We start from the raw sequence: 24,042 nt of genomic DNA on the forward strand, positions 1-24,042 counted from the left end.
GTATCACCAGCTCAGCAAGCATCCGACCGGCCCTCAATTTCATATTATTTCGGGCTATCGTGGGGTGAATTGCTGGGCGTACCAGAGAAAATCTTCTGGATTCAACCTGGGTAATATCTGTCCGGCCTATAGTGGGCGGACGCCGCGACTTGTGACGCACAGTCGCCGATCGGCGACACCGCGCACACACTCGAAGGAGATCCGCTCCAATGAGCCTGTCGCCGGACTTTCCGGGCCGCCGCCCCGGCACCGACCTGGCGGACCATCTGTCGCTGGTGCGCAGGCGCTGGCTGCTGTTCCTGGGGTTCCTGCTGGTCGGCGGCACGGCGGGGCTGGCGCTGCTGCGGTTCACCCCGGCCGCCTACACCGCGACCACCCAGGTCCTGGTCGCGCCCGTGGGCGTACAGGACCAGAGCAACCAAGTGACCAACCGGCAGCGCGAGCCGCTCAACCTCGACACCGAAGCGCAGATCGCCCAGTCGTCCGTGGTGGCGGACAAGGCCGCCAAGGAGCTCAAAACGAGCACACCCGAGCCCGTCGAGGTCTCGGTGCCGCCCAACTCGGCCGTGCTGTGGATCTCCGTCACCGCCGCCGACCCCGCCGTCGCGGCGGCCCAGTCGCGGGCGTACGCGCAGGCGTACCTGGCCAACCGCACCGAGAGCGCGCAGGCGACGATGACCGCGCAGCAGAAGGCGATGCTGGTCAAGCTCAAGCAGGTCAACACCGCGCTCGACGCCGTGATCAAGGAGCTCGCCCTGGCGGGCAAGGGCACCATCGAGCACACGATCGCCACGCACCGGCAGAGCGTGCTCAACCGGCAGGCCTACAGCCTCACGCTCAAGTACGACGCGCTGCGGACCGTCGCCATCACTCCCGGGTCGGTCATCAGCCAGGCCACGCCGCCGACCGTGCCGAGCTCGCCCAGCCTGCCGCTCTACCTCGGCACCGGGCTCATGATCGGCCTGCTCCTCGGCACGGCCACCGCCTACGCCCGCGACCGGCTCGACACCCGGCTGCGCAGCGCCGCCGACGTCGAACGGCTGACCGGGCTGCCCGTGCTCGGCGACCTGTCGGACCCGCTCCGCCAAGGCGTGCCGTACGACCTGGCCTCGGCCGTGATCGCCGCCTGCCCGGGCAAGCGGCTGCTGGTCAGGGCCATCCCGGCGGAGCTCGGCGCGACACCGGTGGTCGTGCCGCTGGCCGGCACCGCCCCGCTGTCGCTGCTGACCGGCTCCGACGTGGGCGACCTGGCCCGGGCCGACGCGGCCCTGCTGCTGGTGGGGCTCCGCCGGGCCACCTCGACGCAGGTGGCCGCCGCCGTGCGCCATCTGGGCAGGCACAACGTACCGATCATCGGTGTGGTGACCACGACGGACCTGACGCCGAGACCCGAGCCGGTCGACGGCAACCCGCTCGGCAAGCTGGTCGCCAGCGGCGAGCTGGAGCCCGGCGAGGCGGCTCCCATGACCTCGCTCCCCCGCCCGCCGGGCACCTCGGCATGAGAGGTCCGGCGTGGCCGATCGGCGCGCTCCTCCTCGGCTATCCCGTGTGGTGGGCGCTCGGCTTCGGCGGCCTGTCGGTGATCGTCGTGGCGGTGCCCATGGCCGTCGTGCTCTGGCGGCGCCGGCCGATCCGGGTGCCCCGCGGGTTCGGGCTGTGGCTGCTGCTGCTGGCCGGTTACGCGGTGAGCGCGCTGATGCTGGCCGACATGCCGCCCGACACGTACGGGGCGTTCAACGCCGGGCGGGTCATCGGCTACCTCATCCGGTTCGCGCTCTACGTGGCGCTGTTGATCATGGTTCTCTACCTGGGCAACCTGACCGAGCGGGAGCTGCCGCAGCTCAGGCTCGTGCGGATGCTCGGGGTGCTGTTCGTGACGACCGTGGCGGGCGGGCTGCTCGGCGTGTTCTTCCCCCGGCTGGAGTTCACCTCGCCGCTGGAGATGGTGCTGCCGGGGTGGATCAGCGACAACGCCTTCGTCCAGAACCTCATCCACCCCACGGCCGCCCAGACCCAGAAGGTGCTCGGCTACGCCTCGCCCCGCCCCGAGGCGCCGTTCGAGTGGGCCAACGCGTGGGGCAGCAACGTGTCGGTGCTGCTCATCTGGTTCGTGGTCGGCTGGTGGGTCTACGGCGGAGGCGGTCGCAAGGCGGTGGCCATCGCGTTGACCGCCGTGGCCGCCATCCCGATCGTCTACTCGCTCAACCGCGGCCTCTGGATCGGCCTCGGGCTGGCCGGGCTCTACCTGATCGTCCGGGTCGGCGGACGCACGAGGCTGGCCCTGTGCGCCACGGCGGTGGCGGCGACGCTGGCCTTCGCGCTCAGCCCGCTCGCCTCGCTGGTCGGCCAGCGCCTGGACAACCCGCACTCCAACGACATCAGGGCCTTCACCGTGTCGGCGACCATCTCGGCGGCCACGCACTCGCCGATCATCGGCTACGGCAACACCCGCAACGCCATGGGCAACCACCGCACGATCACCACCGGCAAGACCGAGTGGTGCGGCGGCTGCGGCCATCCACCGCTGGGCAGCGACGGGCAGCTCTGGCTGCTGATCATCACCCAGGGGTTCGTGGGCGCGGCGCTCTATGTGGCCTTCTTCCTGGGCGCGATCCGGCGCCACTGGCCCGACCGCAGCCCGATCGGGCTCGCGGGGGTGCTCGTCATGATCCTCGTGCTGCTCTACATGTTCGTGTACGACGGCCTGGTCACGCCGCTCAGCCTCTACCTCATCTCCTTCGCCCTCCTGTGGCGTAACACCGGGGAGGCCGCGTGAACGACGCGAAGCTGCGGCTGCGCTACCTCGATCAGACCGTGCGGGCGCTCTACCCCGGCCCCGGCTCGCCGCGCGCCTACAGCGTGCTGCCGCACCGGCTGCTGCCGCGCCGCCTGACGCCCCGGCGCCGATGGCACGGGCTGCTGGGCCGTCCGGTCGTGGTGCCGGTCGAGGGCTCGATCGAGACGTACCTGAGCGACATCCTCGGCGTCCCCGTCGAGACCGTCCTCCATGTACGGCCGGCCCGCCGGGCCAACCGCAAGCCCATCCTGGAGGCGTACGGCGAGGGCTCCCGCCTGGCCTTCGTGAAGATCGGCGACACGCCGCGCGCCCGCGAGCTGGTCGACGGCGAGGCCGCGACGCTCAAGAAGCTGGGCGGTTTGGCGCTCAAGACGGTCGTCGCGCCGACCGTGCTCCGCCACGGGCGGTGGGGCGAGTTCTCGGTCCTGGCCCTGTCGCCGCTGCCGATCAGGCGCGGCCGGGTCCCCGCCGCCCTGCTCACCGAGGCCGTCAAGGAGATCGCGGGCACCGGCGGTCCCGAGGGAGCGGCCTGGCACGGCGACCTGTCGCCCTGGAACATCGCCCCTTCCGGTGACGGGCGGCTGCTCGTCTGGGACTGGGAGCGCTACGCGGTCGGCGTGCCCTACGGGTTCGACGCCGTGCACCACTTCTTCCAGCGCGCGCTGCGGCGGATGGACCCGCCCATGGCCGCGCGGGCCTGCCTGGCGCAGGCCGTACCCGTGCTCGCCCCGCTCGGGCTGTCGGCCGCGCAGGCCAGGCGGACGACCCTGCACTACCTCATCGCGCTGGCCGACCGGCACGCCGCCGACGGCCACGAACCCCTCGGGCCTCCCGACACATGGCTCAACCCCCTCGTCGATCACCAGGAGCCGCTGACGTGAACACGATGAAGCAGTCGGTCCTGTCCGTCTCCCGGACCACCGGGAGGTTCACGTCGAGCGTACGGATGCTGCCGTCGTTCCTGATCGCCGGAGCGCAGCGGTGCGGCACCACGTCGCTCTACCGGGCTCTGGCGCGGCACCCGCTGCTGCTCAAACCGGTGCTGCACAAGGGCGTCCACTACTTCGACGCCGACTACGGGCGCGGCCTGTCCTGGTACCAGGGGCACTTTCCGCTCCGGGCGGCCGCCGCGCGGCTCGCTCGCCGCCATGGCACGCAGCCGCAGGCGTTCGAGTCGTCGCCCTACTACCTGTTCCATCCGCTGGCCGGGGAGCGCATCGCGGCCGACCTGCCCGGGGTCAAGCTCATCGTGCTGGTACGCGACCCGGTCGAGCGGGCGTGCTCCGCGCACGCCCACGAGCTGGCCAGGGGCTACGAGACCGAGTCCGACTTCGAGCGGGCCCTGGAGCTGGAGGAGCGACGGCTGGCGGACGCCGAGCGGAGCATCCGCGAGCGGCCCCACGCCGTCCACCACGCGCACCGCCACCACGCCTACCTGGCGCGCGGACGCTACGCGGAGCAACTCGACCGGCTGGAGCCGCTGTTCGGCCGCGAACGCGTCCTGGTCCTCGACAGCCACCGCTTCTTCGCCGAGCCGGAGCGCACGTACGACCGGGTCCTGGACTTCCTCGACCTGCCCCACCTGGGTTACCCGGTGTTCGAGCGCCACAACGGGCGACCGTTGCCCCGGCCCCTGCCCGGCTCGGTCAGGCAGCGGCTCACAGACCACTTCGAGGTGTACGACACGCGGCTCGCCCGCTGGCTGGGCGGTGACCCGTCGTGGCGTCGCTGACCTCGGGGCCACTTGGTCAGGTGGCCAGGGGCGGCATCGCGGGCATCACCGGCGCCGTCATCAGCGCGGGGGCCCAATTCCTGCTGGTCGTGGTGGTCACCAGGGCGTTCACCGCGCACCAGGCGGGCACCTTCTTCACCGCCACCGCCCTGGCCCTCATGGTGGCCGGCGTGGCCAAGCTCGACGCGGGCAACGGCCTCATCTATTTCATCGCCCGCGCCAAGACCTACGACTACCACGGCATTTCCGGATATATCCGGGTAGCTCTCGTTCCGGCGGTCCTGCTCGCCACCGCTTGCGGCGCGGTCCTCTACCCGCGACTCGGCCTGCTGGCGGCGGCCCTGCCCGTGATGGTCGCCGCCGACCTCGTACTGGCCGCCACCCGCGGCTTCGGCGCCATGCGGCCCACGGTGCTGCTCGACGGGATGGCGTTGCCCGTGCTCCAGCTCCTGCTCGTCGCCGCGGCGGCCGTCGCCGCCAGGCCGCAGTGGCTGCCGTTCTTGTGGGCGCTGCCGTACCTGCCGGTGGCGCTGCTCGCCGCGATCCAGCTGCGCGAACGCCTGCCGCGTACGCCGTACCTGCCGGGCACCGCCCGCGACCTGTGGCTTTACACCGCGCCGCGCTCGGTGGCGGGTGCCATCCAGGCGGTGTTCCAGCGGCTCGACATCGTGGTCGTCGCGCTGCTCGGCGGCCCGGTGCAGGCGGCCGTCTACACCGCCGCCACCCGGTTCAAGGTCGTCGGCCAGCTCGCCAACCAGGGGCTGGCGCAGGCCGTGCAACCGCGCCTGGTCAGGGCGCTGGCCGACGGCGAGCTGGCGCGGGCGCGGGAGCTGTACCAGGCGGCGACCATCTGGCTGGTGCTGCTCACCTGGCCGATCTGGCTCGGGTACGCCGCGCTGGCGCCGTGGCTGCTGCGCCTGTTCGGGCCGGGTTACGGCGCCGCCGTGCCGGTGGCGCTGGTGCTGGCCGGCACGATGATGCTGGCGACCGCGTGCGGCATGGTCGACGTCGTCCTGACCGCCGCCGGACACACCACGGCCAGCCTGCTCAACCTGGTGACGGCCATCGCCTGCACGGTCGCGCTGGACGTGGCGCTCATCCCGGCCCACGGCGCCTTCGGCGCGGTGCTCGGCTGGGCGGGCGGGATGATCGCCAAGAACCTGCTCCCACTCTGGCAACTGCACCACCGCTACGGCCTGCACCCCTTCGGCCGCCACAGCCTCCCGGCACTCCGCTTCCGCTCCTGGACCACAGCATGACCGGCCCCGTCCCGCGGCCCTTCTCACGCTCCTCGGTGGTGGCGGCGGCATGAGCGGTCCCATCCTGGTGACGGGCCTGCCCAGGAGCGGCACGAGTTGGACGGGCAAGATGCTGGCGGCCGGGGGCGACCTCGTCTACGTCAACGAGCCGCTCAACCCCCAGCATCCGCCCGGCCGCTGTCCCGGCGTCCTGCGTGCCCAGGTCACCCACCGTTTCCAGTACATCTGCGATGACAACGCCGCCGACTGGCTGCCCGCCTTCCGGGACACGGTCGCACTTCGCTACCGCTACCTGGCCGAACTGCGTACCAACCGCTCGCCGTACGATCTGGCCCGCATGACCCGCTACGGCACGGCCTTCACGCTCGGCCGCCTGCTGGGGCGGCAGGCCCTGCTCGACGACCCGTTCGCGGTGCTCTCGGCAGGCTGGTTCGCCACACGCCTAGGCTGCAAGGTGATCGCGCTGACCCGGGACCCAGTGGCGTTCGTGGCCAGCTGGCAGCGCCTGGGCTGGACCGTCTACTTCCACGAACTCCTCGAACAGCCCCTGCTCGTCCGCGACCACCCCGAACTCCTGGACCTCCGCGCCCTGGTCGGCTCCCAGGACCGCATCGCCAAGACGGCGGCGCTGTGGCGGGTCACGCAGGCGATCCTCGCCCGCACCCCCGGCATCCTGCTGACCTCCTACGACGAACTGGCCGCCGCACCGGTCCCGGGCTTCCGGCAGCTGTACGCGTACGCGGGCCTCGCCTGGTCACCCGCGGCCGAGCGCCGCATCACCCGCGCATGCACGGCCCCCGTGGGCACAGGGAGCGCTTTCGCCTGGTCGGGCCTGTCACGCACAGCCTTCCGGCCCATGAACTCACGCCGCGCCCTCGAAACGGCGACCCTCGGCCTGACACGGGCGGAAGCGGCCCGAGTACGGGAGCTCACCTCCGCTGGATGAGCCTGGACGGGTCTGCGGGCTACGGGCACGGGTCTGCGGGGCTACGTGCCTGGACGAGTCTGAACGTGTCTGGGCAGAGCCGGGGACGAGCCTGGGCCGGACCGGCCTGGACGAGTCTGAACGGGTCCGGGCGGGCCTGAGACGAGTCTGGGCGGATCCGGGCTGGACAGGTTCTCGGGAGAGCCGGAGACAAGCCTGGGCTGGACTGGCCTGGGCTAATCCGGGCACGCCCAGGCGGGCCTAGGCGAATCTGGGCGGGCCTGAGCGAGCCTGGGCGGGTCCTCGAGGAGGCGCGCGATCGTCGGCAGCCGGCCTACTCGCGGGTGCTTCCCGACGAGGCCCGTGCTCTCAGGCAGTCGCCCAGCAACCGGGCCGCGAACGGCAGGTCGTCGATCAGGTAGCGCCTGGCCAGCCGACCTGGCTCGCTCACCAGCCGGTACGCCCACTCCAGCCCCGCGCCCCGCATCCACTCGGGTGCCCTGGGCACCGTACCGGCGGCGAACGCGATCGCCGAACCGCACCCCACGAACCACGTCCCCGGCAGATCCTTGCTCAGCCGTGCGATCAGCCGGTCCTGTCGCGGAAACCCGAGCCCGACGAACACCATCTTCGGCTCCGCCCCCAAGACCTTCCGCCGCACCCGCTCACGCTCACCATCACCGCTCTCGAACCGGTAGGGCGGCGCGTCCACACCACAGACCTGAAGCGCGGGATAGCAGGCGGTGAGCTCATGGGCGGCGGACACGGCCACCCCCGGCGGACCACCCAGGAGATAGACGGGCCAGCCCCGGCGAGCGGCCAGCTTGCTCAGCGACCAGATCAGGTCGGCCCCGGTGACCCGCTCGGGTATCGGCGTGCCGAGCAGCCGCGACGCCCACACCAGCGGCATCCCGTCGGCCACGACGAGGTCCGCGGAGTTGACGAGGTGACGGAGTTTGACGTCTTTCGCGACGGCGCGGCAGATGTCGACGTTCGGCGTCACGATCCGCCCGCCCCTCCCAGCCCCCAGCTCACCGTCCACGTGCTCGACGACCTGGCGCTCGGTCAGTGGATCGACGGCAACGCCCCCGACCAGTACCCGCACCGGCCTCGCCTGCTCCCCAGCCATCCCCGGCCTCTCTCTCAACGCCCCCGTGAACCCACCCGTGTCAAGCCCCGGTATCCGGACCCCGTGTGGCGGGGTCGACGTCGGGGCTCCCTGTGACGAGCCCCGCGTCGGGACTCCCCACACCGAACCCCGCGCAGGCTCTCCCTATGACGACACCTGCCGTAACCGCACCCACCGTGACGGCACCCGCCGTAACGACGCCCGCCGAGACCACGTACTCCGTGACCATGTCCGCCGAGACCGCGTCCGCTGAAACCGCGCCTGTCGAAACGACACCCGCCGTAACGACACCCGCCGTAACGACACCCGCCGTGACCACGCCTGCGGCGACCAGGTCCGCCGTGACGACGCTCAAATGCCGTGCCCCCGATCGTGGAGCAGGGCGAGCACCGCTGGCGCGGAGATCAGCCCGGCGGCGACGGCGAGGGCGATCGGGGCGCGTGGTTCGCCGATGCGCTCGGCGAACGTGCGCAGGGCCCAGCGACCGGCCTCACGACGCCGGCCCAGCGCGGCGTGGTGGAAGGCGAGCTGGCCGTAGACCCGCGCCGCGCCGCGCGGATCCACGGCCAGTTCGGGGTGCCGGGCGAGCATCCACTCCAGCCCGGCGATGCGGTCGGCCCAGCAGGCGACATAGTGGGAATTGCCCCAACGGATACGTACAAGTGGGCGATCGACGTTCGCGATCGGATGCCGCTTGGCCGCGCGCAGGGCCAGGTCCCAGTCCTCGTTCTGGCCGGCCGGGGCGCTCTCGTCCACCCACAGGGCCCCACGCTTGAACAGGAACGTCGACGAATGCACCATCACCATGCGCGAACGCACCAGGTCGGCCGCCGTGACCGTGTCGCTGCCCGCGAGCCTCGGCACCCGGCGTACGCCGTACTCGATCTCGATGCCGCAACTGACGAACTCGGCGCCCTCCTCGATCGCCTGCTGCTGCGCGGCCAGCTTGCCCGGCAGCCACACGTCGTCGTCGTCGCAGAAGGCGATCAGATCGGTGTCGCACGCGGAGATGCCGGTGTTGCGCGCGCCCGGCAGCCCGGCGCTGAGGGCGTTGGGCAGGACGAGCACGCGGTGGCGGGCGTTCGTGGCGGCGCCCGGCGTCACCACATCGGCGATCTGCTCGGCGACGGCGGCGGGATCGCCACCGTCGACGACGATGACCAGCGAGATCCGGCCGGGGTAGTCCTGGGTCAGGACGGCTCGGGCGGCCGCCCGCAGCTGTTCCGGCCGGTCGCCCCGAGTGGGGATCACCACGCCGACGGACGCACTCATGCGACCCCCACTTCGAGAGGTACGGCCCACGCCGCGGCGTCGGCAACCGATTCACGAGACCCGACCGCCCGGGGCCGGGCCGTACCAAACCGGGACCCGGCCGCCCGAGATCCGTCCGCACGGGGCGTGACCGCACGAGACCCGATCATGCCGCCGCCTCCCCATAGCCGTACCGCGACCTGAGCGGCCAGGTGAGTGCCGTCACCAGGCGCCGGTGGTGGCGTGGGAGGCCGGAGTGCCACGAGTCGTCCCGTCGCAGTTCGACCGGGCCGACGGTGAAGCGCATGGGGTTGCCCGAGGCGGTGTGGGCGGTGGTCAGGTGGGCGGTCGTGCCGGTCAGGAACGGCAGCGCCGTGCCCAGGCCCAGGATGTCGGCCAATGTCGCCAGCGCGCCCGCTGGGTCGGCCAGGAGGTCCTCGTAGCGGAGTCTCGTCACCGGGACCCCGCGAGTGGCGAGGAGGTCCAGGGCGAGGTTCTGGGCCGTCCAGTGGGCGGCGGTGCGGGCGGGGCCCCAGCGGGTCATCGGGTTGCCGTCCTCGGGGCGTTCGACGGTCTTGCGCCAGGAGTGGGCGACGGCCCGGGGGTCCCTGACCACGTGGACCACGTGCACGTCCACCCCGGCCGCCGCCAGGCAGAAGGCCAGGGAGGCGTGTTTGCCGGAGTCGATCACGACCGTGGCGCCGGCGGTCTGGGCCGCGGCTTCGTAGAGGCGCTGGTAGGTGCCGGCGTACTCCGCCAGCTCCGGGTGGGCGATGCGGGGGATCCTGCGGGTGCGGTCGACGCGGTGCCGCAGGGTGAGGACGCGTTCGGCCAGGGCCTGCGTCCATCCGCCGAACGCGGTCTCGCCGACCTGGCGCCAGAACGCGCAGGCCGGGAAGGGCTCGCCACAGCCGCATGGCTCGCCGGCCAGCACGCCTCGGGCCCAGAGGTGTACGACCTCGCCGAGGGGTGCCACGCCGGGGATCTCGCCGAGCAGTCTCTCGAGCAGCGTGGTGCCGCTACGGCCGAGGCCGCCCAGGTAGACCACCCGGTAGGCGGTCGAACGGTGCGTCACGGGGGAATGGCCTTCACGTCACGGATACGGAACGTGGAGAGGCTAGCGCGGAGAGTAATCATCCCATCCGCGAAACGACAAAGGATCTACCTAAGGCCCCGAGCCACAAGCCACCTACGCCAAGCACTCAGGCATGGACGCGTGGATGCGAGCGCCCCGCTCGCCGGACGTCTGCGCCAATCCCTCAGCGCCGGGCACGCCGATGCGGGCGCCCGGCTCGCCGGGCGCCCGCATCGAATCAGTCGACTACCGCAGGTCCATGATCATGCCGGCCCCGACGGTCGAGTTCGTGGACTCGTCCACCAGGATGAATCCACCGGTCAGCCGGTTACGCGAGTAGTCGTCGACGAACAACGGCTGGGTGATCCGCAACGACACCCGCCCGATCTCGTTGAGCGACAGCGAGGTGGCCGTCTCGTCGCGGTGCAGCGTGTTGACGTCGAGCCGATAGTGCAGGTCGCGGACGAGCGCCCGAGCGGTCCGCGTCGTGTGCTTGATCATGAGCTTGGAGCGCGGTGCCAGCTTGGCGCTGTCGGCCATCCAGCAGATCATGGCGTCGATCTCCTGCGCCACCTGCGGCTGGTTGTTGGGCCGGGCGATCATGTCGCCGCGCGAGATGTCGATGTCGTCCTCGAAGCGGAGCGTCACCGACATGGGCGGGAACGCCTCCTCCACCGGCCCGTCGAAGGTGTCGATCGAGGCGATCCGGGTGGCCAGGCCCGAGGGGAGGTGGACGACCTCGTCGCCGGGCTTGAGCACGCCACCCGCCACCTGACCCGCGTAACCGCGGTAGTCGTGGAAGGCGTGGTCGGTGGCCCGCTGCGGGCGGATCACGTATTGGACGGGGAAGCGCACGTCGACCAGGTTGCGGTCGGAGGCGATGTGGACGTTCTCCAGGTGGTGCAGCAGGGACGAGCCGTGGTACCAGGGCATGTTCTCGGAGCGCGAGACCACGTTGTCGCCGTTGAGCGCCGAGATGGGGATGAACGTCAGGTCGGCCACGTTGAGCTTCGAGGCGAAGGCCGTGAACTCCTCACGGATCTCCTCGAAGCGTTCCTCGGAGTAGTCGACCAGGTCCATCTTGTTGACGGCCAGGACCAGGTGGGGCACCCGCAGGAGCGTGGTCAGGAAGGCGTGCCGCCTCGACTGCTCCAGGACGCCCTTGCGCGCGTCGATGAGGATGATCGCCAGGTCGGCGGTGGAGGCGCCGGTGACCATGTTGCGGGTGTACTGGATGTGCCCGGGCGTGTCGGCGATGATGAACTTGCGGCGCGGCGTCGCGAAGTAGCGGTAGGCCACGTCGATCGTGATGCCCTGCTCCCGCTCGGCCCGCAGGCCGTCGGTGAGCAGCGACAGGTCGGTGTATTCGGTGCCGCGGTCGCGCGAGGTGCGCTCGACCGCCTCCAACTGGTCCTCGAAGATCGCCTTGGAGTCGAAGAGCAGGCGGCCGATCAGGGTGGACTTGCCGTCGTCGACACTTCCCGCCGTGGCGAAACGCAGAATGTCCATGGGTTTAGAAGTAGCCTTCCCGCTTGCGATCCTCCATGGCGGCCTCCGAGGCGCGGTCGTCGGCCCTGGTGGCCCCGCGCTCGGTGATCCGGGTGACCGCGATCTCCTCGATGATCTCCTCCACCGTGGCGGCCGCGGACTGCACGGCCCCGGTGCAGGTCATGTCGCCCACCGTGCGATAGCGCACCACCGCCTCGAACAGCGGCTCGTCGTCGCCCCGCTTGACGACCTCGGAGTCGGGCAGCAGCATGCCGTCACGCTCGAAGACCTTGCGGGTGTGGGAGAAGTAGATGGACGGGATCTCGATGCCCTCGCGCCGGATGTAGTCCCAGATGTCGAGCTCGGTCCAGTTGGACAGCGGGAAGACCCGGATGTGCTCGCCCTTGCGGATCCGCGCGTTGTAGAGGTTCCACAGCTCGGGGCGCTGGTTCTTCGGGTCCCACTGGCCGAAGTCGTCGCGGAAGGAGAACACCCGCTCCTTGGCGCGGGCCTTCTCCTCGTCGCGCCGGGCGCCGCCGAAGACGGCGTCGAACTCCTGGTCCTCGATCGCGTCGAGCAGCGTGGTGGTCTGCAGGCGGTTGCGCGAGGCGCGGCGGCCCGTCTCCTCGACCACACGTCCGGCGTCGATCGAATCCTGCACGCTGGCCACGATCAGGCGGGCGCCCAGCTCCTCGGAACGGCGGTCGCGGAACTCGATGACCTCGTCGAAGTTGTGGCCGGTGTCGACGTGCATCAGCGGGAACGGGATCGGTGCCGGCCAGAACGCCTTCTCGGCGATCCGCAGCATGACGATGGAGTCCTTGCCGCCCGAGAAGAGCAGACAGGGACGCTCGAACTCCGCCGCCACTTCACGCATGATGTGAATGGCCTCGGCTTCGAGTACGTCGAGCTGCGACGTCGTGTAGTCGCGCTGGAGCATAGGGGCTTCCTCCGGCCTTCAGCGATGCAGGTCCCGAATCCCGGCGAGCAGGGCAGACGCCAAGTCAGGTAGGGAAACAAGGATATCCGGTAGTGAGGGGTCGGCTTGGTTGTAGGTCAGCGGCGAGCCGTCGATGCGGCTGGCGTGGGCCCCGGCCGCCTGCGCGACGGCGACGGGCGCGGCCGAATCCCACTCGTACTGGCCGCCGGCGTGCACGTACGCCTCGACCTCGCCGGTGAGCACGGCGGAGATCTTCGCCCCGGCCGACCCGATCGGCACGAGGTCGGCGCCGACCAGATAGGCCAGCTTCTGCACGAACTCGGGCGGCCTGGTACGGCTGACCGCGATGCGGAAGCGGCCCTTGTCGAAGGTGGGCAGCGTGGGCGGCTCGGCGGTGGAGAGGGTGCGGCCCTGGGCGGGCAGCGCCACCGCGCCCGCGCTCAGCGCGCCCCGCTCCCAGAGCGCCACGTGGACGGCCCAGTCGGACCGGCCCTCCTCGGAGAACTCGCGGGTGCCGTCGAGCGGGTCGACGATCCACACCCGTGAGGCGCTCTGCCTGCGCGGGTCGAGGCGTTCCTCGCGGGTGGCCTCCTCGGAGAGCACGCAGTCGCTCGGCCGCAGCCGGGCCAGCGACTCCATCAGGAAGACGTGCGCGCTACGGTCGCCCTCGGCCCGCAACGCGGACGCGTCGGCGAAACCGGTACGCCGGCGAACCTCCAGCAACCGCTCGCCAGCCTCCGTCGCCAGATCGGCAGCGAGGGCATGGTCGTCCCGAATCGTCATCAATAAGCTCCTTGCCCGCGGGCGACGGCCGACCAGGTTTTCCAAAGAATCTGTAGATCCAGCATGAGAGACCAGTTCTCCACGTAACGCAGGTCGAGGCGGACCGATTCCTCCCAGGACAAGTCGGATCTTCCACTGACTTGCCACAGGCCGGTCAGCCCCGGCCGGACCAGCAGCCTCCGGCGGACGTCGTCGCCGTAGCGGGCGACCTCCTCCGGCAGCGGCGGGCGGGGTCCGACCAGCGACATGTGCCCGAGCACCACGTTGATGAGCTGCGGCAGCTCGTCGAGCGAGTGCCGCCGCATCAGCGTGCCGAGCGGCGTCACCCGGGGATCGTTGCGGACCTTGAACAGCACACCGTCGCTGTCGCTGACAAGGGTGATCTTCTGCTGCTCCGAGCCGCGCCGCATCGTGCGGAACTTCACGATCATGAAGGGCCGGCCGTCCTTGCCGACCCTGATCTGCCTGAACAGCGCCGCCCCGGGACTGCTCACGCGTACGGCCAGCGCCAGCCCGCCCAGCAACGGAGCCAGGCACACCAGCAGCAGGGCGGCCACCACCCGATCGAAGCCGTTCTTGACCAGCTGCCTGACCCCCGCCAGCTCGGGGTGCTCGACGTGCAGCAGCGGCAGCCCGGCGGCCGGCCGGATCATCGTGCGCGGCCCGGCCACGTCCATCAGCGCCGGGGCGACCACCAGGTCGGTCCGGGTGCGCTCCAGCCGCCAGGCCAGCCGCCGCAGCGCCTGACCGTCCATCTCGGGGCAGGCCAGCACCGCCACGGTGTCGGCGCCGGACTGGTCGACCACGATCGACACGTCGCTGAAGCCGCCCGCGACCGGCACCTCCCCGACCCGCTCACCGGGCGCGTCGTCGGGCAGGCAGGCGGCCACGACCTCCATGCCGTGATAGGGCTCCCTGCGGAACAGGTGGACCAGCTCGGCGATGGCGGAGGCGTGCCCGACGGCCACCACCTTGCGCATGCACGCGCCCGCCGCTCGGCGCCGGTGGAGCGAGCGGCGCAGGGCGTACCTGCAGAAAAGAGTGAGGAGTGTCACCAGCGGCAGGGAGAGGACCACGTAGCCGCGGGCGATGTCGGTCTTGGTCACGTAGGAGCCGATGGCCGTCGCGGCGGTCAGCGCGACGCCGCACTGCACGACGCGGCGGAACTCCTCGGAGCCGATGCCGAGCATACGGGGCTCGTAGGCCCGGTTGAAGGCGACCGTGCAGATCCACAGCACCGGCAGGGCCAGGCTGACCATGAGGTACGGCGCGGAGTAGGCGGTGAAACCGCCGAACCTGGCGAAGAACGCGAACCCGGAGGCGGCCCCCGCGCACAGGAAGTCGCCGAGCATGGCGCGCACACGGTAGGCGCGTATCCAGGGGGGCAGGTGCGGACTGAGCCGCCCGGACCTGGCGTGGCCGGACCGGACAGCGGTCAGCAGCCCATCGCCGTCGCGCACGAATCCTCCACGTGACCGTTGATCAACAGACAGTCACCAGATCGTAGCGTTGAGTGAGGCGCGGGAAACCGCGAACGCCTCTATGCGATGGTCAGCGTGGAGGGCCGGAAATGTGGAGATCGGCGCGGTGGAACTCGTTCTGCGTGGTCTCGAGCCCACGTTCCATCAGCGACTCCACCACGTCGGCCGCCCGGTCGACCAGGAAGGCCAGGTCCTTGCGCTCGGCCGTGGCGAAGTCCTTGAGCACGTAGGCGGCTGGGTCCATGCGGCCGGGCGGGCGCCCGATGCCGAAGCGGACCCGCAGGTAGTCGCGGGTGCCGAGCACCTTGGTGATCGACTTCAGCCCGTTGTGGCCGTTGTCGCCGCCGCCGAGCTTGGCGCGCAGCGCGCCGTAGGGGACGTCGAGCTCGTCGTGGACCACGATCAGCCGGTCGGGGCCGAGCTTGTAGAAGTCGGACAGTGCCTTGAGCGGGCCGCCCGACAGGTTCATGTACGTCAGCGGCTTGGCCAGCACCGCGCGACTGGACTCCAGGACCTCGGCCCGGCTCCGGTGCGCCTTGAACCGCCCGCCGGCCCTGGCGGCCAGCTCGTCGAGCACCATGAAGCCCGCGTTGTGCCTGTTGCCGGCGTATTCGGCGCCCGGATTGCCGAGCCCGACGATCAACCAGCGGTCCATATGTCTCCCTCAAGCGAAACGGGGCAGCCTACCGGCTGCCCCGTCGCCGAACAGCGGTTGTTACTCGCCGGCTTCCTCGGTGACCGTGGCGGTCGCGGCGGCCTCAGCAGCCTCGGCCTCGGCCTCCGTGGGCTCCTCGACCGGCTTGGCGATGACCTGGAGGATGACGGTCTCACCCTCGGCGATCAACGTGGCGCCCTGGGGCAGCTTGAGGTCGGCGGCCGTGACCACGGTGCCGATCACCAGACCCTCGACGTCGACCTCGACGCCGGTCGGGATGTGGGTGGCCTCGGCCTCGATCGAGACGGAGACGAGCTGCTGGTCGAGCAGGCCCTCGGAGTTGACGTCGCCGACCGTGGTGACCGGGATGTCGACGGTGACCTTCTCGCCCCGCTTGACCAGGAGCAGGTCGACGTGCTCGACGAAGCCCTTGATCGGGTCGCGCTGAACGCCCTTGGGCAGCGCGAGCTCGTCGACGCCGTCGCCCTTGAGGTGGATCAGCACGTTGGCGGTGCGGAGCGCGAGGAGCACCTCGTGGCCGGGCAGCGTCAGGTGCTTGGGGTCGGTGCCGTGGCCGTAGAGGACCGCGGGCACCTTGTTGTCACGACGGATCTTGCGAGCGGCGCCCTTGCCGAACGTGGTGCGCGGCTCGGCGGCGATACGTACTTCAGACACGACATCTCCTAGGGATGCTTTGCGGGATTTGCGTTCCCCCTCACCCGCCCTAGCGGAAGGCGTTACGAACGCAACCGTGAAAGTCTACCGGCTCAGGTGTCGCCCTCGAACAGGCTGGTGACCGACCCGTCGGTGAACACCTCGGTGATCGCACGCGCGATCAGCGGCGCTATCGACAGGACGGTGAGCTTGTCGAACCTGTTGGCCTGGGACAACGGCAGGGTGTTGGTGACGATGACCTCGGAGATCCGGGAGTTCTTCAGCCGGTCGACCGCGGGATCGGAGAACACCGCGTGGGTGGCGGCGGTGATCACGTTGGTGGCGCCCTGCTCGTAGAGGGCGTCGGCGGCCTTGCAGATGGTGCCCGCGGTGTCGATCATGTCGTCGATCAGCACGCAGGTGCGCCCCTGCACCTTGCCGACGACCTCGCTGACCTTCACCGAGTTGGCCACGTCGAGGTCGCGGCGCTTGTGGATGAAGGCCAGCGGCGTGCCGAGCGTGTCGGCCCAGCGCTCCGACAGCCGGACCCGGCCGGTGTCGGGCGAGACGACCGTGGTGTTGGCCAGGTCGAGGCGGTTCTTCAGGTAGCTCTCGAGCACCGGCATGGCGAACAGGTGGTCGACCGGGCCGTCGAAGAAGCCCTGGATCTGCGAGGTGTGCAGGTCGATCGACATGAGCCGGTCGGCGCCCGCGGTCTTGAACAGGTCGGCCATCAGCCTGGCCGTGATCGGCTCGCGGCCGCGGCTCTTCTTGTCCTGTCTGGCGTAGCCGAAGAACGGCATGACCACGGTGATGCGCTTGGCGGAGGCCCGCTTCAGCGCGTCGACCATGATGAGCTGCTCCATGATCCACTGGTTGATGGGACCGGTGTGGCTCTGGATCACGAAGGCGTCGCAGCCGCGGACGGATTCGAGGTAGCGGGCGTAGATCTCGCCATTGGCGAAGTCGATCAGCTTGGTGGGGGTGAGTGAGACGCCGACGTGCTCGGCGACCTCTTCGGCGAGCTCAGGGTAGGCCCGGCCGGAGAAGAGCATGAGGTTCTTCTCGCCCGGCTGCTTGATGCTGGTCATGAGATCTCCTTCGCCGGTCTCGTGACCATGGTGCGGTTGTTACTGATGACCTCGGCAAGCTCGGTCATGCCCCACTCTCCTGCTGTTCCTGCTCGGCCAGCGCCCTTTCGGCCGCCGCAGCCGACTTCGTGCCCGCGCGCCTGCGCAAGACCCATTTCTCGATGTTGCGCTGTCGCGCCCTGGCCACGCCGATCGCGCCCGGAGGGACATCGCTGTCGATGACCGAACCGGCCGCGGTGTACGCGCCGTCGCCCACGGTCACGGGGGCGACGAGCATGGAGTCGCAGCCGACGAACGCGCCGTCGCGCACCGTGCTGCGATGTTTGTTGACGCCGTCGTAGTTGACGAAGATCACGGCCGCGCCGATGTTGACGTCCTCGCCGATCGTGGCGTCGCCCGCGTACGACAGGTGCGGCACCTTCGACCGGTCGCCGACCTGGGTGTTCTTCATCTCGACGAACGTGCCCGCCTTGGACTTGTGCCCGAGCACGGTGCCGGGGCGCAGGTAGGCGTAGGGGCCGACGCTCGCTTCCGGGCCGACCACGGCGTGGTCGCAGACCGCGTTGCGCACGACCGCGCCCGCGCCGACCTTGGTGTCGGTGAGCGTGGAGCCCGGCCCGACCTCCGCTCCGGCCTCGATGACGGTATGGCCGTGCAGCTGCGTGGCGGGGTGGACGACCGCGTCGGGCTCGATCTCGACGCCGACGTCGATCCACGTGCTGGCCGGGTCGATGATCGTGACTCCGGCGCGCATGTGGCCCTCGAGCAGCCGCTGGTTGAGCACCTTGCGGGCGAAGGCCAGCTGCACCCGGTCGTTGACGCCCTCGACCTCGCTGAAGTCGGCGGCGATGTGCGCGCCGACCCGGTGCCCCTCCTCCCGCAGGATGGACAGCACGTCGGTGAGGTATTCCTCGCCCTGCGAGTTGTCGGTCGAGACCCGCTTGACGGCGTCGGCGAGCAACAGCCCGTCGAAGGCGTAGATACCGGAGTTCATCTCCGTGATGGCGCGCTGCTCCGGGGTGGCGTCCTTCTCCTCCACGATCTCCAGCACGGCGCCGCCGGGGTCGCGGATGATGCGCCCGTAGCCGGTCGGGTCGGGCACCTGGGCCGTCAGCACGGTGACCGCGTTGCCGTCACCCGTGTGCCGGTGGAGCAGCTCGGCGAGGGTCTCCGTACGCAGCAGCGGCACGTCTCCGTAGGTGACGAGGACGGTGCCGGCGATCGTGCCGAGCTCTTCGAGCACGGTGCGGACGGCGTGGCCGGTGCCGCGCTGCTCACGCTGGACGACGGCGCGCGCGTCGGGGCTCGTCTCCGCCAGGTGCGCGCCGACCCGTTCGGAGGCATGGCCGATGACGACGATGAGCCGTTCGGGACCGAGGCCCCGAGCGGCGGTGAGCATGTGGTCGACCAGAGTGCGGCCGCACATCTCATGCAGGACTTTGGGGGTCTGGCTCTTCATCCGGGTGCCCTCGCCTGCGGCGAGGACGATGACTGCGGCCGGGCGCGGCACACTCACGGACTGGGGCTCCCTGTGGCTGGGCGGTTCGGGGCGGCAGCTGTCGCACCGCCACCCTCCCGACACCGTGAGGATACCCAACCGACACTCGCGCTCTAGCGGCGGGGAGTGCCTCCAAGCTCCCGGAAGAGGACTCGAACCCCTACAAAGTGGACCAAAACCACTTGTCCTGCCGATTAGACGATCCGGGACTAAATCGGACACCTGAGCGTCCGACGCACTCCTACGATACCGATCCTTGGCCCTCGCGCGCGCCACATAACAGACCGCCCGAAAAGCCACAAGGTAGAGAAGCTACTCCTCTCCTAGGGCAGAAGTCGCCTTCGCCACACTCGCCGCTTAGGTCTTACTAACTTACGATGGCGTAGGTTACGGTGGCGTAGCCAGGACATTCATCCTCATACATGTCGTGAGAGGTAGCCCATGACCGTTATCACCGAGCGCACCTCCCCAGGACCGAAGCCCGACGTCGAACCCGAGCCCCGGACCAAGGCCGAACTCGTCACCTTCGCCCTCGTGGTGGGACTCCCCCTCATCGCGATCGTGGCCGCGGTGCCGTTCGCGTGGGGATGGGGTCTCGGCTGGAGCGACATCGTCATCGCGTTCGTCTTCTATGTCGTGAGCGGGCTCGGTGTGACCGTCGGCCTGCACCGCTACTTCACGCACGGCTCGTTCAAGGCCAAGCGGCCCCTGAAGATCGCGCTGGGCATCGCGGGCAGCCTCTCGCTGGAGATGTCCGTGCTGGACTGGGTGGCCACGCATCGCAAGCACCACAAGTTCTCCGACAAGGAGGGCGACCCGCACTCGCCGTGGCGCTTCGGGCCCGGCTTCAAGTCGCTGTCCAAGGGCCTGCTGTACGCGCACATGGGCTGGATGTTCGACGCCGACCGGACCAACCGGGAGAAGTACGCCCCCGACCTGGTCAAGGACGACGACGTCGTCAAGCTGCACAAGTGGTTCGGCCCGCTGGCCCTCACCTCGCTCCTGCTGCCCGGCATCCTCGGCGGCCTGGTCACCTGGTCCTGGCAGGGCGCGCTGACCGCGCTGTTCTGGGGCTCGCTGGTCCGCATCGGCCTGCTGCACCACGTGACCTGGTCGATCAACTCGATCTGCCACGTGTTCGGCGAGGAGGACTTCCAGGTCCGCGACAAGTCGCGCAACGTGTGGTGGCTGGCCATCCCCTCCTTCGGCGAGTCGTGGCACAACCTGCACCACTCCGACCCCACCTGCGCCAGGCACGGCGCGCTGAAGGGTCAGATCGACCTCAGCGCCGGCGTCATCCGGATCTTCGAGCGGCTCGGCTGGGTCCACGACGTGCGCTGGCCGACCCCCGAACGCCTGGCGGCGAAGCGCATTGGCTGATTCCGGCTCCTTGCTGACCGGTCCTTTGATGACGGGCTCATCTTCGGGCACCGCCATTATGGAAACCGTGACCGAACCCAGATCTCGCAGGCGCATGACCGGCAGAGAGCGAAGAGAGCAGCTGATCCAGATCAGCCGCACACTCTTCGCCGAGAAGGGGTTCGACGGGACCTCCATCGAGGAGATAGCGGCAACGGCCCAGGTCTCGAAGCCGGTGGTCTACGAACACTTCGGCGGCAAGGAGGGCGTCTACGCGGTCGTGGTCGACCGGGAGATGCAGAAGCTGCTCAGCATGATCACCGAGGCGCTCTCCGCCTCCCACTCGCTGATCAAGCTGGAGCGGGCGGCCCTGGCACTGCTCCACTACATCGAGGAGAGCAGCGAGGGCTTCCGCATCCTGGTGCGCGACTCGCACGCCGCCTCGGGCACGGGCACGTTCGCGAGCCTGATCAGCGAGATCGCCAGCCAGGTCGAGGACGTACTCGCCGACGAGTTCGTGTCCCGCGGCTACGACCCCAAACTGGCGCCGATGTACGCGCAGATGCTCGTCGGCATGGTGGCCCTGACCGGTCAGTGGTGGCTCGACGTACGCAAGCCGGGCCGCGAGGAGGTCGCCGCCCATGTGGTGAACCTGGCCTGGAACGGCCTGACCGGGCTCAACCCGCAGCCGGCCATCACCGCAACGGGCCGCGCCCATCCGGTCGTCGCCGTGCCGCGCGCCAGCGAGAAGGAGCTGCGCGAGCTGGAGAAGGCCCGCGACAAGGAGCTCAAGGAGGCCGAGAAGGCCCGTCAGCGGGAGTTCAAAGAGGCGGAGAAGGCCAGGGTCCGCGAGCTGAAGGAGCGCGAGCGGCTGCTGAAGGAGGCCGAGAAGGCCCGCGAGCGCGAGGAGAAGCTGCGCCAGCGGGAGGCCCGGCTGGTCGAGCGCGCGGCTCGGTTGGAGCAACCTGACCAGGTGGAATAAGCCGTTGCCGCTTAGTTCACGTTCTGTTCAACCAAATGGGGCATATTTCTCATATGTCCGCGGAACCGCTTCATCCCGAGAGTGACCTTCCCCTGCCGCAGGAGAGGTTCCTCAACCGTGAGGAGAGCTGGCTACAGTTCAACGAACGCGTCCTGGAACTGGCTGAGGACTCCTCCCTCCCCCTCCTCGAACGCGTGCGCTTCCTCGCCATCTTCGCCAGCAACCTGGATGAGTTCTTCCGGGTACGCGTGGCCGGGCTGAAACGGCGGATGGCCACCGGACTGCTGCTCAGGACGAAGAGCGGGCTGAAACCGCGCGAGGAGCTGGCCCGGATCGCCGCGATCTCCCACACGCTGGCCAAGCGGCACTCGGCAGTCTTCCACGAGCAGGTCTGCCCGCAGCTGGCCACCGAGGGCATCGAGATCGTCAGATGGGACGACCTGGGCCGCGAGGAGCGCACGGAGCTGCGCAAGCTGTTCAGGGAGCGGATCCGGCCGGTGCTGACGCCGCTGGCCGTCGACCCCGCACACCCTTTTCCCTATATTTCGGGACTCAGCCTGAATCTGGCGGTCCTGGTGCGGAATCCGGTGGACGATCACACGGTGTTCGCCCGGGTCAAGGTGCCTTCGCAGCTGCCGAGGTTCGTCACCGCCTCCAAGGACAGGTTCGTCCCGCTGGAGGATGTCATCGCGGCCCATCTGGGCCAGCTCTTCAAGGGCATGGAGATCGTCCAGCACCACGCTTTCAGGGTGACCCGCAACGAGGACCTCGACGTGGACGAGGACATCACCGAGAACCTCATGCAGGCGCTGGAGCGGGAGCTGAAGAACCGCCGCTTCGGCCCGGCCGTTCGGCTGGAGGTCGAGGACACCATCACGCCCGAGGTGCTCGACCTGCTCGTCGAGGAGCTCGAAGTCGCGCCGCACGAGATCTACCAGCTCGCCGGGCCGCTCGACCTGACCGGGCTGCACGCCCTCGCCGACCTGGACCGGGCCGAGCTGAGCTACCGGCCGTTCGTCCCCGCTGAGGCCGTACTGGCCGACGACGACATCTTCGCGGCGCTGCGCGAGCGGGACGTGCTCCTGCACCACCCGTACGACTCCTTCGCCACCAGCGTGCAGCGCTTCATCGAGGCGGCGGCCGAGGACCCGAACGTCCTGGCGATCAAGCACACGCTCTACCGGACCAGCGGCAAGTCCCCGATCGTCGACGCGTTGATCGACGCGGCCGAGTCGGGCAAGCAGGTCGTCGTGGTGGTGGAGATCAAGGCCCGCTTCGACGAGCACGCCAACATCGAGTGGGCGCGCAAGCTGGAGAAGGCCGGCTGCCACGTCGTCTACGGCGTGGTCGGGCTCAAGACCCACTGCAAACTGGCCCTGGTCGTACGGCAGGAGCCGTCCGGCGAGCTGCGCCGCTACTGCCACATCGGAACGGGCAACTACAACCCCAAGACGGCCAGGCACTACGAGGACATCGGCCTGCTCACCGCGGACCCGCTGGTCGGCGAGGATGTCACGGACCTGTTCATCCACCTGACCGGCTACTCCAACCACTCCGCCTACCGCAGGCTGCTCGTCGCCCCGCACTCGCTGCGCGGCGGCCTGATGGCCAGGATCGAGCGGGAGATCGCGCACCAGGAGGCCGGCCGTCCCGCGCGCATCAGGATCAAGACGAACTCCCTGGTGGACGAGCCGCTCATCGACGCCCTCTACCGCGCGTCCCGGGCCGGTGTGCAGGTGGACCTGTGGGTGCGGGGTATCTGCGCCCTCCGCCCTGGCATCCCGGACCTGTCGGAGAACATCCGCGTACGGTCGGTGCTGGGGCGTTTCCTGGAGCACTCCCGCATCTACGAGTTCGGCCTGGGACGGCGGCCCGAGGTGTGGATCGGCAGCGCCGACCTGATGCGCCGCAACCTGGAACGCCGAGTCGAGGCCCTGGTCAAGGTGACCAGCCAGCAGCACCGGGCGTACCTCATCGACCTGATGGACCGCGCCACCGCCGACACGACCAGCGCGTGGCTGCTGAACTCCGACGGCACCTGGGTGCGGCATCCGGGCGAGGACCTGCAGAACATTCTGATCGGCACCCGCCGCTGGAGGAGCGTTGATGACTGACCCGCTCCGCGCGGCCGGGGCCGTGGTGTGGCGTGGTGACGAGCGCCACCCCGAGGTGGCCGTCATCCACCGCCCGGCCTACGACGACTGGACCTTTCCCAAGGGCAAGCTGAAGCAGGGCGAGCACGTGATCGCCGCCGCGCTGCGCGAGGTGCGCGAGGAGACCGGCCTGGTCACGACGCTCGGCCGGGCCCTGCCGCCCGTCCACTACCTGATCACGGACCGGCTCAAGCGGGTCGACTACTGGGCGGCCCAGGCCACGGCCGAGAGCGTGGCGTTCGCCCCCAACGACGAGGTGGACGAGCTGCGCTGGCTGCCGCTCGACCGCGCCCGCGAGCTGCTGACCTGGGAGTGGGACGCGGGCCTGCTCCACTCTCTGGAGGCGGCGCCGCTCGACACCGTCCCCCTTGTCCTGGTACGGCATGGCTCCGCGGGCTCCAGGCAGGCGTGGAAGCGTGATGACGCCCTGCGCCCCCTCGACACGGACGGCAGGGCCCAGGCGGAGACCATCGCCCGGGTGCTGCCCGCCTACCGGCCCGAGGTCCTGGTCAGCTCGCCCAGTCTCCGATGCGTACAGACGCTCCAGCCGTACGGCCGGGACATCAGGACCGAGCCGCTGCTCAGCGAGGAGGGCCAGGACGCGGACAAGACGCCCGCGCTGGTCACGGAGCTCAGGACGGCGGCGGCCGTGTCCAGCCACGGCAAGGTGCTGCCCGACCTGATCCGCTCGCTCAGCGGCAAGGACGTGCAGCTGCGCAAGGGGGCGTTCGCCGTCCTGCACCGGCTGGGCGAGCGGGTCGTCAGTGTGGAGCGTTACACGACCTGAGGG

The 24,042-nt window shown here is 70.0% G+C and carries 22 protein-coding genes and 1 tRNA gene; 10 read left to right on the plus strand and 13 right to left on the minus strand.

Annotated features, from left to right (window positions below; genetic code table 11):
• Positions 1-209: 209 nt before the first annotated feature.
• Genes AB0B61_RS41370 through AB0B61_RS41395 form a run of 6 tightly spaced genes read left to right on the plus strand, consistent with a single transcriptional unit; the run spans position 210 to position 6,734 of the window.
• Positions 210-1,502: a Wzz/FepE/Etk N-terminal domain-containing protein gene (locus AB0B61_RS41370; protein ID WP_358444380.1), complete on the plus strand. Its 1,293-nt coding sequence runs from the start codon at positions 210-212 to the stop codon at positions 1,500-1,502.
• A complete protein-coding gene (locus AB0B61_RS41375) occupies positions 1,499-2,776 on the plus strand; it encodes a hypothetical protein (RefSeq protein WP_358444383.1) in 1,278 nt (425 codons plus the stop codon). Before AB0B61_RS41370 ends, AB0B61_RS41375 begins: the two co-directional genes overlap by 4 nt.
• The gene (locus tag AB0B61_RS41380) at positions 2,773-3,678 is read left to right on the plus strand and encodes a hypothetical protein (protein WP_358444386.1); all 906 of its coding nucleotides are present in this window, start codon (positions 2,773-2,775) and stop codon (positions 3,676-3,678) included. The genes AB0B61_RS41375 and AB0B61_RS41380 overlap by 4 nt, the downstream gene beginning before the upstream one ends.
• A gap of 5 nt (positions 3,679-3,683) precedes the next feature.
• Positions 3,684-4,529: a sulfotransferase domain-containing protein gene (locus tag AB0B61_RS41385; protein ID WP_358444679.1), complete on the plus strand. Its 846-nt coding sequence runs from the start codon at positions 3,684-3,686 to the stop codon at positions 4,527-4,529.
• Positions 4,517-5,788 (plus strand): polysaccharide biosynthesis C-terminal domain-containing protein, encoded by a 1,272-nt coding sequence (locus AB0B61_RS41390; protein WP_358444387.1) that lies wholly within the window; start codon positions 4,517-4,519, stop codon positions 5,786-5,788. Before AB0B61_RS41385 ends, AB0B61_RS41390 begins: the two co-directional genes overlap by 13 nt.
• 49 nt (positions 5,789-5,837) lie before the next feature.
• Positions 5,838-6,734, plus strand: coding sequence for a sulfotransferase (locus tag AB0B61_RS41395; RefSeq protein ID WP_358444390.1), 897 nt, complete (start codon positions 5,838-5,840; stop codon positions 6,732-6,734).
• 313 nt (positions 6,735-7,047) lie between these two features.
• Here the strand turns inward: AB0B61_RS41395 and AB0B61_RS41400 are convergent, their stop codons facing one another.
• The 13 genes from AB0B61_RS41400 to AB0B61_RS41460 form a co-directional block, all read right to left on the minus strand.
• A complete protein-coding gene (locus tag AB0B61_RS41400) occupies positions 7,048-7,842 on the minus strand; it encodes a WecB/TagA/CpsF family glycosyltransferase (protein WP_358444393.1) in 795 nt (264 codons plus the stop codon).
• Between the two features lie 40 nt (positions 7,843-7,882).
• Entirely contained in the window at positions 7,883-8,197 is a 315-nt protein-coding gene (locus AB0B61_RS41405; RefSeq protein WP_358444396.1) for a hypothetical protein, read from the minus strand.
• Positions 8,194-9,114: a glycosyltransferase family A protein gene (locus tag AB0B61_RS41410; RefSeq protein WP_358444399.1), complete on the minus strand. Its 921-nt coding sequence runs from the start codon at positions 9,112-9,114 to the stop codon at positions 8,194-8,196. The genes AB0B61_RS41405 and AB0B61_RS41410 overlap by 4 nt, the downstream gene beginning before the upstream one ends.
• 145 nt (positions 9,115-9,259) lie before the next feature.
• Positions 9,260-10,168 carry a sulfotransferase gene (locus tag AB0B61_RS41415; protein ID WP_358444402.1) on the minus strand — a complete coding sequence of 303 codons (909 nt, stop codon included), beginning with the start codon at positions 10,166-10,168 and terminating at the stop codon, positions 9,260-9,262.
• Positions 10,169-10,414: 246 nt separating this feature from the next.
• Positions 10,415-11,677 (minus strand): sulfate adenylyltransferase subunit CysN, encoded by a 1,263-nt coding sequence (gene cysN, locus AB0B61_RS41420; protein WP_358444405.1) that lies wholly within the window; start codon positions 11,675-11,677, stop codon positions 10,415-10,417.
• 4 nt (positions 11,678-11,681) lie between these two features.
• Positions 11,682-12,596, minus strand: a complete 915-nt coding sequence (gene cysD, locus AB0B61_RS41425) for a sulfate adenylyltransferase subunit CysD (protein ID WP_358444408.1) — start codon at positions 12,594-12,596, stop codon at positions 11,682-11,684.
• Between the two features lie 18 nt (positions 12,597-12,614).
• Positions 12,615-13,379 carry a 3'(2'),5'-bisphosphate nucleotidase CysQ gene (locus AB0B61_RS41430; RefSeq protein WP_358444411.1) on the minus strand — a complete coding sequence of 255 codons (765 nt, stop codon included), beginning with the start codon at positions 13,377-13,379 and terminating at the stop codon, positions 12,615-12,617.
• Complete coding sequence (locus AB0B61_RS41435) at positions 13,379-14,731, minus strand: sugar transferase (protein ID WP_358444682.1); 1,353 nt, start codon at positions 14,729-14,731, stop codon at positions 13,379-13,381. The genes AB0B61_RS41430 and AB0B61_RS41435 overlap by 1 nt, the downstream gene beginning before the upstream one ends.
• A 199-nt stretch (positions 14,732-14,930) precedes the next feature.
• On the minus strand, positions 14,931-15,515 hold the full coding sequence (gene pth, locus AB0B61_RS41440; protein WP_225296328.1) for an aminoacyl-tRNA hydrolase: 585 nt from the start codon (positions 15,513-15,515) through the stop codon (positions 14,931-14,933).
• Between the two features lie 60 nt (positions 15,516-15,575).
• Positions 15,576-16,190: a 50S ribosomal protein L25/general stress protein Ctc gene (locus AB0B61_RS41445; RefSeq protein WP_358444415.1), complete on the minus strand. Its 615-nt coding sequence runs from the start codon at positions 16,188-16,190 to the stop codon at positions 15,576-15,578.
• Positions 16,191-16,282: 92 nt separating this feature from the next.
• Complete coding sequence (locus AB0B61_RS41450) at positions 16,283-17,260, minus strand: ribose-phosphate diphosphokinase (protein ID WP_225296325.1); 978 nt, start codon at positions 17,258-17,260, stop codon at positions 16,283-16,285.
• A gap of 64 nt (positions 17,261-17,324) precedes the next feature.
• The gene (gene glmU / locus AB0B61_RS41455) at positions 17,325-18,776 is read right to left on the minus strand and encodes a bifunctional UDP-N-acetylglucosamine diphosphorylase/glucosamine-1-phosphate N-acetyltransferase GlmU (RefSeq protein ID WP_358444418.1); all 1,452 of its coding nucleotides are present in this window, start codon (positions 18,774-18,776) and stop codon (positions 17,325-17,327) included.
• 119 nt (positions 18,777-18,895) lie between these two features.
• Positions 18,896-18,967: transfer RNA gene (locus AB0B61_RS41460), tRNA-Gln, on the minus strand.
• Between the two features lie 232 nt (positions 18,968-19,199).
• Here AB0B61_RS41460 and AB0B61_RS41465 point away from each other — a divergent pair.
• The 4 genes from AB0B61_RS41465 to AB0B61_RS41480 all read left to right on the plus strand — a co-directional run bounded on the left by AB0B61_RS41465 (position 19,200) and on the right by AB0B61_RS41480 (position 24,039).
• The gene (locus AB0B61_RS41465) at positions 19,200-20,138 is read left to right on the plus strand and encodes an acyl-CoA desaturase (RefSeq protein WP_358444421.1); all 939 of its coding nucleotides are present in this window, start codon (positions 19,200-19,202) and stop codon (positions 20,136-20,138) included.
• A gap of 94 nt (positions 20,139-20,232) precedes the next feature.
• A complete protein-coding gene (locus AB0B61_RS41470) occupies positions 20,233-21,099 on the plus strand; it encodes a TetR/AcrR family transcriptional regulator (protein WP_358444685.1) in 867 nt (288 codons plus the stop codon).
• A 53-nt stretch (positions 21,100-21,152) separates the two neighbouring features.
• Entirely contained in the window at positions 21,153-23,213 is a 2,061-nt protein-coding gene (locus AB0B61_RS41475; protein WP_358444424.1) for an RNA degradosome polyphosphate kinase, read from the plus strand.
• Entirely contained in the window at positions 23,206-24,039 is an 834-nt protein-coding gene (locus AB0B61_RS41480; protein ID WP_358444427.1) for an NUDIX hydrolase, read from the plus strand. The genes AB0B61_RS41475 and AB0B61_RS41480 overlap by 8 nt, the downstream gene beginning before the upstream one ends.
• Positions 24,040-24,042: the final 3 nt, after the last annotated feature.

The organism is Nonomuraea sp. NPDC049158, assembly GCF_040648335.1.
Taxonomy (GTDB): Bacteria; Actinomycetota; Actinomycetes; order Streptosporangiales; family Streptosporangiaceae; genus Nonomuraea.